This is a genomic window from Dyella sp. LX-66 (assembly GCF_018599165.1).
Classification (GTDB): domain Bacteria; phylum Pseudomonadota; class Gammaproteobacteria; order Xanthomonadales; family Rhodanobacteraceae; genus Dyella_D; species Dyella_D marensis.
Window position 1 is genome coordinate 128,647 of record NZ_JAHFVJ010000002.1, and the last position, 10,125, is coordinate 138,771.

Annotated in this window: 7 protein-coding genes; 6 read left to right on the plus strand and 1 reads right to left on the minus strand. The window is 64.8% G+C overall.

What is annotated here, in order from left to right; all coding sequences use genetic code 11:
* Nucleotides 1-48: 48 nt before the first annotated feature.
* Nucleotides 49-3,174, plus strand: coding sequence for a TonB-dependent receptor (locus KK141_RS04385; RefSeq protein ID WP_214571621.1), 3,126 nt, complete (start codon nt 49-51; stop codon nt 3,172-3,174).
* 168 nt (nt 3,175-3,342) lie between these two features.
* Nucleotides 3,343-3,855, plus strand: coding sequence for a hypothetical protein (locus KK141_RS04390; RefSeq protein WP_214571620.1), 513 nt, complete (start codon nt 3,343-3,345; stop codon nt 3,853-3,855).
* Nucleotides 3,856-3,973: 118 nt separating this feature from the next.
* Here KK141_RS04390 and KK141_RS04395 read toward each other — a convergent pair whose 3' ends face one another.
* Complete coding sequence (locus KK141_RS04395) at nt 3,974-4,159, minus strand: hypothetical protein (RefSeq protein WP_214571619.1); 186 nt, start codon at nt 4,157-4,159, stop codon at nt 3,974-3,976.
* Here KK141_RS04395 and KK141_RS04400 point away from each other — a divergent pair.
* The 4 genes from KK141_RS04400 to fabD all read left to right on the plus strand — a co-directional run bounded on the left by KK141_RS04400 (nt 4,131) and on the right by fabD (nt 10,095).
* Entirely contained in the window at nt 4,131-5,051 is a 921-nt protein-coding gene (locus KK141_RS04400) for a hypothetical protein (RefSeq protein ID WP_214571618.1), read from the plus strand. The two genes, KK141_RS04395 and KK141_RS04400, sit on opposite strands and share 29 nt — an antisense overlap.
* A gap of 199 nt (nt 5,052-5,250) precedes the next feature.
* Nucleotides 5,251-6,054: a TetR/AcrR family transcriptional regulator gene (locus KK141_RS04405; RefSeq protein ID WP_345777593.1), complete on the plus strand. Its 804-nt coding sequence runs from the start codon at nt 5,251-5,253 to the stop codon at nt 6,052-6,054.
* A 348-nt stretch (nt 6,055-6,402) separates the two neighbouring features.
* Entirely contained in the window at nt 6,403-6,612 is a 210-nt protein-coding gene (locus KK141_RS04410) for an MbtH family NRPS accessory protein (RefSeq protein ID WP_214571617.1), read from the plus strand.
* 168 nt (nt 6,613-6,780) lie between these two features.
* Nucleotides 6,781-10,095 carry an ACP S-malonyltransferase gene (gene fabD, locus KK141_RS04415; protein ID WP_214571616.1) on the plus strand — a complete coding sequence of 1,105 codons (3,315 nt, stop codon included), beginning with the start codon at nt 6,781-6,783 and terminating at the stop codon, nt 10,093-10,095.
* Nucleotides 10,096-10,125 lie beyond the last annotated feature (30 nt).

Here is a 10,125-nt window from a genome sequence, read left to right on the forward strand (position 1 = left end):
CGGGGATACAGGTGTCGCGCCTAGCGACTCTTCATTGGGAGGGGAGTAATGCAACACAAGCCATATCGGCCGCATACGTCGGTCAAGCCACGCGTGCTCATGCTGGCGATTCTGTCCTGTCTAGCCATCCAGGCGCGCGCGCATGCCACCGACAACGGCCGCGATGCCGCGGCACCGAACGACGCCAAGCCGGCGCCCGCGGCGAGCAATGCCGCGCCCGCGGCGGATCCCCAGGCGCAGGCGGGCGGCCAGGCCGCTCCCGACAAGAAATCCCGCGGCAAGCAAGGCAGCAAGGCGGACGCCGACAAGGTCGTCCAGCTCGGCGAAGTGACGGTGACCGCGCAGAAGCGCGAGGAGCGTCCGATCGACGTGCCGATCGCCCTGTCGGTGTTCGACGCGCAATCGCTGGACGACCACAAGATCGAAGGCGGCGCCGAGCTGCTGCGCGCCACGCCGAACGTGACGTTCTCCAAATCCAACTTCGCCAGCTACAACTTCTCGATCCGCGGCGTCGGCACCAAGGCGCTGTCGGTCACCACCGATCCCGGCGTAGCGGTGAGCTTCAACAGCACGCCGCTGATCCGCAATCGCCTGTTCGAGCAGGAATACTTCGACGTCAACCGCATCGAAGTGCTGCGCGGCCCGCAGGGCACCCTGTACGGCCGCAACGCCACCGGCGGCGTGGTCAACATGATCCCGAACCTGCCGTCGCTGGATGGCTTCGACTCCTGGTTCAAGGCCGAAACCGGCAACTATGACAGCCGCCGCTTCAGCGGCATGGTCAACGTGCCGATCGGCGACACCCTGGCCTACCGCCTGGCGGGTGCCTGGACCAAGCGCAGCGGCTACGACAACAACACCGTGACCAACAAGGACGTCAACGGCCGCGACCTGTGGAGCGGCCGCATGGGCCTGCTGTGGAAGCCCAGCGACAAGTTCAACGCCAGCCTGGTGTGGGAGCACTTCAACGAGAACGACGACCGCTCGCGCACCGGCAAGCAGCTCTGCCACAACGATCCGGGCCCGACCCAGATCGGCGACACCGCGGTGCCCGAATTCAACCAGCCGCAATTCAGCCAGGGCTGCCAGCCCGGCTCGCTCTACGGCAAGGGCGCGTTCGGCGTGCCCAACGGCGCCAGCCTGTCGCAGCTGCTGTTCGCGCGCACCAGCCTGCCGCTGGGCATCACGCCGGACTTTCTCGAGACGCCGTCGCTGGTCAAGCCGGGCGACCCCTTCGCCGGCGTGCAGCAGTCGACCAACCTGCGCACCATCGCCACCAGCTACGACCCGCGTTTCAAGGCCAAGAACGACGTGGTCCAGATCAACCTGGAGTTCAAGCCCAGCGAGGATCTGAAGCTGATCTCGCAGACGGCTTATTCGCGCGATTTCTATTATTCGACGCAGGACTACGGGCGCTTCCAGTCCAACCCGATCTTCAACGATTCGAACGGCCTGCTGAATCCGTTCCCGGATCCGGTGACGGGTAACTTCGGTGGCCCCGCCTATCCGATCACGCCCGGCGGCGTGTACACCGATCCGCAGCTCGGTCCGTCCAAGGGTTATCTGGCGGTGGACCTGGTGCGCTCGCACAGCAAGCAGTGGTCGCAGGAATTCCGCCTGCAGTCCTCGTTCGACGGGCGCTTCAATTTCAGCGTCGGCGCCAATTACCTGGACTACAAGATCGACGAAGACTATTTCGTCTTCAACAACGTGTTTACCGCCACCGCGCAGGAATTCTTCAACCAGGGCTATTTCGGCCGCACGCCGATCAACTGCACGCCGAACTACCTGGACCAGTACAACAACTCCTGCGTGTATATCGACCCGAATCCGATCGGCAGCATCAACGGCCAGGGCCATAACTATTTCCGCAGCCAGAATATCGGCGAGACCAAGTCCAAGGCGCTGTTCGGCGAGCTGTATTACCAGCTTTCCGATACGGTGAAACTGACCGCCGGCCTGCGCTACACCGACGACCAGAAGATCAGCACGCCGGTGCCCAGCCAGCTGCTGCTGATGCCGGGCGCCGCCGGTGGCGGCTACGTCAATTACGGCTATCCGCACCTGCCGGATATCGACCAACGCTGGCGCAAGCCGACCGGGCGCCTGGTGCTGGACTGGAAGCCGAAGCTGTCCTTCACCGACGAGACCCTGGTCTACGCCTCGCTGTCGCGCGGCTACAAGGCCGGCGGCACTAACTCGCCGGGCATCGGCGCCGATCCGAAGAACCTTTACTTCAATCCGGGCCCGTCGACGTTCAAGCCCGAATACGTCAATGCGTTCGAGATCGGCACCAAGAACATGATGGACGGCGGCAAGCTGATGCTTAACGCCGACGCGTTCTACTACGACTACAAGGACTACCAGGTCTCGCAGATCGTCGACCGCGCCACCTTGAACGAGAACTTCGATGCGAAGATCTTCGGCTTCGAGCTCGAAGGCGCCTGGCAGGCCACGCGCGCACTGCGCTTCGACGGCAACCTCGGCTATCTGCATACGCGGCTTGCCAACGGTTCCCGCTCGATCGACGTGCTGAACCGCACGCAGGGCAATCCGGACTACGTGGTGATCAAGCCCTGGCTGCAGCAGGCGTCCAATTGCGTGGCGCCGAAGGCGGAAGTGGAAAAGCTGCTGCAGTGGGCGCAGACCAGCGGCTACGTGCTGGCCTTCAACGATATCGCCTCGTTCTGCGGCGGTCCGTTCCCGACCAGCAACTACGTCGCGCCGGACGGTTCGATCCAGCTGGCCAGCGGCGATTTCTACAATCCCAATACGCAGGCGCCGAACGGCGGCAAGGGCTTCTACGCCGATCTCGGCGGCAAGCAGCTGCCGAACTCGCCGCACTGGACCGGCAACGTCGGCACGCAGTACACCTTCTTCACCGCCAGCGGCGACTTCACCCTGCGCGGCGATTACTACCGCCAGAGCTCCAGCTATGCGCGCATCTACAACACGGTGTCGGACAAGCTGCGCGGCTGGGGCAACGCGAATCTCTCGCTGACCTGGCAGTCGGCGAAGACCGATCTCACCGTACAGCTCTACGTCAAGAACCTGTTCAACGACACACCGATTACGGACGCCTTCGTCAACAGCGACGACAGCGGCCTGACCACGAACGTCTTCACTCTCGATCCCAGGATCTACGGGGTCTCCGTTCGCATGGGCTTCAACTGAGAGGTTTCACCGCTCTTATGCGGTGATAGCGCAGGCGCGTCTGCGATGTCCCCGCATCCACGCTGGCAATGCCCTGTGCGTTGCCGGCGCAAGCCACTGCGGCCTGCGTTCCGGCTGCGGTGCAGCCTGGTGCTGATCGCACCTCCCAACCTTGAAAGGAGTCATCGCATGACCTTCGTCAAATCCATCGCTGCAAGTGGTGTGCTGGCTGTTGGCATGTTGGCCGCCGCGCCTAGTTTCGCTTCGCATTTCACGCCGGACGGTACGTTTACCGCTGCGGGTTCCACCAGTCTGTCGGCGCTCGGCGGCGCAATCAGGATTCCGTGCCATTCCGTCTTCACCATTTCGGTGGTCGGCGGCGTGGGCTCCGTGACCAGCGCCGTGTTCAGCCCGGATCCGGCCAACGGCAACAATGCCAACTGCAACAACCTGCAGGCGACCAACTACAACTGGGCGCTCAACATCACCAGCGCGAGCGGTGGCGTGGCCCAGGGCGTCAAGGTGGTGGGCATCAACGGCAACCCGGTGACCTGCGGCGCCGGCCCGGTGCCGATCACGCTGAACAACGGCGTGGCCACCTTCAACGGCCAGCTCAATCCGGGCGCCTGCGCGGTGACCAGCGGCAACCTGCCGGTGGTCAACACCGGTGGCGGCGCCACGCTGAGCATCGTGTATCCGTAATCAAGGAGCGGCATGGCGTTCCGGCCGGCAGGAGCTTGGCCGGGACGCGCCAGGGACGGCGTAGCTGGGATGCTTTTCCGTCGTACCGCTGCGCAAGAGGGCGACCTCTTGCGCAGCCTTATTTATCCGCGCCGCGATCGAGCGTCGTGCCGTAGCTGATTTTGAAGTGAGAAGCCGCTTGCAGGGCCTTGATGGCGCTCGCGGGCCTGGTGCGGCTGTGCCGGAATCCATGGCTTGCCATGCGCAAGCTTTCACTAGAAACACCGGAGATCACCATGTCAAAAACATTGAAGCTCTTCGGCATTGCCGCCGCCGGCGCGCTGGGCATCTGCGCGCAGACGGCGAGTGCCGGAACACCTTCGGGCGACTATGCGGTTTTCCAGCATTGCCCGTATCAATCGAACGACCAGGTCACGGCTTGCGTCGTTTCCACCATCTCCTCGGGCTCGTTCAAGATCGGCAAGGCCACGGTGCCGATCACCAAGCCGATCGTGCTGCAGGGCGGTGTCAACAATATCGCGGGCCTGGGCGCGCTCTACGTTCCCGTCGATGGCGCGCCCGCCATGTCGGCGACGCCGCTGGAAGTACCGGGCGGCCTGCTCGGCTTGATGGAGCCGGACAGCACCTGGCCCGGTCCGCTGGCGCAGGCGTTCTGGCATATCGTCAATACGGTGAATGACGTCTACGCCACCGCGGAGCCGGTGGGGCCGGCGCAGGCCAACCTGATCAACGCTTCGTTCCCGCCATCGCCGCCGGAAGATCCCACCGTCATCCAGCTGCCGATCCGCATCCATCTGCAGAATCCCTTCCTGGGCAACACCTGCTATATCGGCTCGGCCAGCCATCCGATCATGTTGAAACTGGTCGCCAATACCACCAGCCCGCCGGCGCCGAATACGCCGATCAGCGGCGTGCCGGCCACGCTGTCGTTTCTCGATACGACGGACCCGGTCGGGCAGATCCTGATGGCCGATGGCGGCACCCTGGTCGACAACTCCTTCGCGGTGCCCAAGGCCGAAGGCTGCGGCAATACCTTGCTGCCGATCCCGATCGTCACGCCGATCCTGCAGGGCATCGTGACGGCCGCGGTCAACCTCAAGGAAGGATTGCCAGCCGCGGCAGGAAAGAACACGGCCATCATGAGCGGGGATACGGCGATCGGGCCGACCATCTACGTGCAGGCCAGCGAAAAATAAGCCGGGTTCCACGATTATCTTTGAATAAGCCGCCGGTTTTCGCGGAATAAAACCCCTCTCCTTTGCCCGCAGGGAAGGGAGAGGGGTTACTCCCACCGAAACGCCTATTCAATTCTGGATATTGAACTCGTTTTTATGCCGGTTATGGTCCGTCCGTGCTGGTAGGATCGGGTAGAACAGCAAAGGTGAGAATTTACGCGTGAATAGCCAAGTGACCGCGTCGGGAAATACCCGTATCCGCCTGTTGCAGGCAGCCGAAGCGCTGTTTATCGAGCGCGGCTTCGAATCCATGTCGCTGCGGCAGATTACCCAGCTGGCCGACGCCAACCTGGCCGCCGTGAATTACCACTTCGGCAGCAAGGAACTGCTGGTGCAGGAGCTGCTGTCCAAGCGGCTCGATCGCCTCAACCAGGAGCGCCTGCAATTGCTGGCCGCCTGCGAACAGGAGGCGGATGGCAAGCCGCTGCATGCGTCGGCCGTGTTGAGCATCCTGTTCGTGCCGGCGCTGCGGCTCAGCCGCGATCCCGCCGGCGGTCCTGCCTTCATGCGCCTGCTCGGCCGCGTCTACAGCGATCCTTCGCCGTTTATCCGCGACCATCTGCAGGAGCATTACCGTCCGATCTTCGGGCGTTTCTTCGAGGCGTTCTCGCGCGCGCTGCCGGAACTGCCGCGCAACGAACTGGGCATGCGCCTGCATTTCATCCTCAAGAGCCTGTCCGGCCTACTCGCCGGCGAGGACATGGACGAACTCATCGCCTCGCTCGGCATGGGCGAAACCTTGAGCGATGCCGTGGTGCTCGCGCGCCTGATTTCCCTGCTGTCGCCGATGCTGACCAGCCCCTTCGGCAGCCCGGAACAGATCGAGATCGTCGAGCAGGTGATGGGGCAGGCCGATGCCGCCGCGAAAGCGACCGATGCCGTGCAGGCGGCCAGCGGCCAGGCAGCGAGCCACAAGTCGTTCGGCGTGCTGACCATGTTGAACGAATCGAACGACGGCGCCTGAGCGCACGCCGCGAACGCGAACGTTCTCGGCTCATCCTGTTCACCAAAGAACGCATCGCGTACCAGTGAGCCACATGCGCGCGCATCGCGCGCGCGCATGCGTACGCGCGCCCGCAGTACGCCGCCGAATCGGCGAAAACGCCAACTGCACACGGCAACGCAAAAACTTGCGGCTTGCAAAGCCGCGCGCATTGTTTGAAGAATCTAAGAGGGGAGGGTCAAGCATGCCGCTCAGCGCACCAGCAGGTGCGCGTGCCTGCCGCCATTCCTGCCGTATCAGCATCGTTTTCCATGGATCTGAAACGTCGTGCGCGCGTTGGCGCCAGGACGTCCCTCGTTAGGAGTACGCATGTCTACCGGTTTGCGCCCGTCGGAAACACTTTACGAAGTCGTGGTCAATCAGCACGGCCAGTACTCGACCTGGCCCGTGTACAAGGCGCTGCCGCAAGGGTGGGCGAAAGCGGGCAAGCAGGGGCCGAAGGCGGCCTGTCTCGAATTCATCGGAGCGACGTGGACTGACATGCGTCCGACATCGCTCGGCGCTAGCGTGCGCCGCTAGCGCCGCAACGCGTTTCGCTTTGCGTTACTGACGATCTGTTGGGGATCGTCATCGTGATGCCCCTTGGGGGAGGGGAGTTGGCTGCACGGTCAGCCATGGTTTCCGTGTGCGCACGGCCGTCACCGCGGCCGTGCAGCGGAGCCATGAGCCAGTATGGATGCGTCGCTCGTGAAAACCGTACTTTCGTTCGTGGGGCAGGGTACCCATCACGTGGGGATGGGGCGTGAATTGTTCGAAGGCGATGCATGCTTCCGCGCGAGCATGCAGCACGCCGATGGGGTGGTGCGCGAGCGTTGCGGCGAGTCCGTATTGGCCTTGCTGTATCCCGCGCAGAGCAGCCATGAACCGCTGACGCGCCTGTTGCACAGCCATGCCGCGATCTTCATGGTCGAGCATGCGCTGGCGACGTCGCTGCGCGAGCGCGGCCTGCAGATCGATCTGGTGCTCGGCTCCAGCCTCGGCACGTTCGCCGCCGCGGCCGCCGCCGGCTGGATCGATGCGGATGCCGCGCTGCTGGCGGTGATCGAGCAGGCGCTGGCCGTCGAAGCGCATGCCGAACCCGGACGCATGATCGCCGTGCTCGGCGAACCGCAGCGCTATCTCGACGCCGCGCTGCTTGCGCTGTGCGAAGTCGGCGCGCGCAACTTCGCCAGGCATACGGTGCTGTCGCTGCCGGAAGCCAACGGCGAGGCCGTGGAATATCTGCTGCGCCAGCGCGGTATGAGTTTCCAGCGGCTGCCCGTGGCGTTTCCGTTCCATTCGCGCTGGGTCGATGCGGCGAAGGCGCCGTACGAAGCGTTCCTGCGCACGCTCGCGCCGAAGGCCGGCCACATGCCCATCGCCTGCTGCACCGCGGGCGCCGTGCTGCACGCGATGACGCCCACCGATTTCTGGTCCGTCGTGCGCGATCCCATCCGCCTGCCGGAAACGCTGGCGGCGATCGGTGCGCCGGAAGGCCATCGCTATATCGACGCCAGCCCCGCCGGGACGATGGCGACGCTGCTGAAACACGCGCTGCCCGTTGGCGGCGCGCAGATCCGCCCGATCCTGTCGTCTTCCGGCGGCGATCTCGCGCGGCTCGATGCACTGCTGCCAAGACCCGCGCGAACGGCAGCGGCAAGCAAGGGACAGGTAAGTAACGGACAACTACCGGAGTCACGCCCCATGAAGGCAGTCATCTTTCCAGGCCAGGGTTCGCAGTTCAAAGGCATGGGCAAGGAGTTGTTCCCGCTCTTTCCCGAGCAGGTGCGCAACGCGTCGGAGATCCTCGGTTATTCGCTGGAGGACTTGTGCCTCAACGATCGCGATGGCCTGCTTTCCAAAACCCAGTACACGCAGCCCGCGCTGTATGTGGTCAACGCGCTGCACTACTACCAAGCGCAGAGCAGTGAAGCCGCTGATGCCCCGATCATCTTCGCCGGCCACAGCCTCGGTGAGTACAACGCCCTGCACGCGGCCGGCGTGTTCTCCTTCGAAACCGGCCTGCGCCTGGTGCAGAAGCGCGGCGAGCTGATGGGGCGCGCGGGCGGCGGCGGCATGGCCGCGGTGATGGGGCCGTCGGCGCAGGATCTGCGCGGCATGCTGCAGGAGCATCGCCTGCACGGCATCGATATCGCCAATCTAAATACGCCGACGCAGACGATCATCGCGGGCGACCACGAGGCGCTGGCCGCGGCAGCGCAGTTGTTCGAGAAGATGCAACTGCGCTACGTGCCGCTGAACGTCAGCGCGCCGTTCCACTCGCGCCATATGCGGCCGGTGCAGGCGGAGTTCGCCGAGTTCCTGCGCGGCTTCAGCTTCGAGGCGCCGAAAGCCACGGTGATCGCCAACGCCACCGCGCGGCCGTATGAAGGCAGCCGCATCGCCGACACCCTGGCCAGCCAGATCGCCACCCCCGTGCATTGGGTGGATTCGATCCGCTATGTGATGGGCAAGGGCGAGGTGGAGTTCCAGGAACTGGGCGCGACGATCCTGTCCAAGATGGTGACGGAAATCCGTCGCACGCAGACGCCGATCTTCGACGACGAGGAGGATGCCGCCCCGATGGCGCCTGCCATCGTTGCTCGCGCGAACGATGCCGGCCGGCCGGTGGAGCCTGTCGCCGCCACGCGCAGCGAAGCTGGCGCGATCGAAGCATCGTCGCTGGGCAGCGCGATCTTCCGTCGCCGCCACGGCGTGCGCTACGCCTATATGAGCGGCGCGATGTACCGCGGCGTCGCCTCGGCCGAACTGGTGGTGCGCATGGGCAAGGCCGGCCTGCTCGGCTTCTTCGGCGCCGGCGGCCTGTCGCCGGCGAAGATCGAGCAGGGGCTGCTGCGCATCAAGGCGGAGCTCGACGCGGGCCAGCCCTATGGCATGAACCTGCTCGCCAACTACGAACACCCGGCGCAGGAAGAGGCGGTGGTCGATCTCTATCTGCGCCACGGCGTGCGCAACGTGGAGGCGGCCGCCTTCATGCAGATGACGCCGGCGCTGGTGCGTTTCCGCCTGAATGGATTGCGGCGCAACGCGGCGGGCGAGCTGGTGTGCACGCATCGCGTCATTGCCAAGGTATCGCGCCCGGAAGTCGCGCGCGCTTTCATGAGCCCGCCGCCGCCGGCCATCGTCGAGCGCCTGCTCGAACGCGGCCTGGTCACGGCGGAGCAGGCGGCCTGGGCGCCGTCGGTGCCGATGAGCCACGACGTCTGCGTCGAAGCCGACTCCGGCGGCCACACCGACGGCGGCATCGTGGCGGTGATGCTGCCGCCGCTGATGAAGCTGCGCGACGAGCTGCAGGCCGCGCATGGCTATGCCGAGCCCATCTGCATGGGCCTGGCCGGCGGCATCGGCGGCCCCGAAGCGGCGGCCGCGGCCTTCCTGCTGGGCGCGGACTTTATCGTCACCGGCTCGATCAACCAGTGCACGGTGGAATCGGGCATGAGCGCCGACGGCAAGGCGCTGCTGCAGGCCATGGACATCCAGGACACCGAGTACGCGCCGGCCGGCGACATGTTCGAGATCGGCGCGCAGGTGCAGGTGCTGAAGAAGTCGGTGTTCTTCCCGGCGCGCGCCAACAAGCTGCTGTCGCTGTACCGCCACCACGAAAGCCTGGACGACATCCCCGAGCGCACGCGCAAGCAGCTGGAGACGACGTTTTTCCACAAGAGCTTCGGCGAGATCTGGGAAGAGACCCGCGCCTATTTCCGTTCGGTGGGCCTGGAACACGAGATCGCCAAGGCCGAGGCCAATGCCAAGCACAAGATGGCCCTGGTGTTTCGCTGGTACTTCGCCTACTGCACGCGCATCGCCATGGAAGGCAAGGGCGACGACCGCGTGAACTACCAGATCCAGACGGGCCCCGCGCTGGGCTCGTTCAACCAGTGGGTGAAGGGCACGGCGCTGGAGCCGTGGACCGCGCGCCACGTCGACGACATCGCCGTCCGCGTGATGGAAGGCGCGGCCGAGCATCTCAATCGTTCCTTCGCGCGGCTGCGCCGCGGCTGATAACGAATCGAAGCACAGGAAGGCACGCGC

Excerpts from the sequence above, each read along its gene's own strand:
- KK141_RS04385 (WP_214571621.1), top strand. The coding sequence starts at position 49 with ATGCAACACAAGCCATATCGGCCGCATACGTCGGTCAAGCCACGCGTG.
- KK141_RS04395 (WP_214571619.1), bottom strand. The coding sequence starts at position 4,159 with ATGCCGAAGAGCTTCAATGTTTTTGACATGGTGATCTCCGGTGTTTCT.
- KK141_RS04390 (WP_214571620.1), top strand. The coding sequence starts at position 3,343 with ATGACCTTCGTCAAATCCATCGCTGCAAGTGGTGTGCTGGCTGTTGGC.
- KK141_RS04400 (WP_214571618.1), top strand. The coding sequence starts at position 4,131 with ATGTCAAAAACATTGAAGCTCTTCGGCATTGCCGCCGCCGGCGCGCTG.
- KK141_RS04410 (WP_214571617.1), top strand. The coding sequence starts at position 6,403 with ATGTCTACCGGTTTGCGCCCGTCGGAAACACTTTACGAAGTCGTGGTC.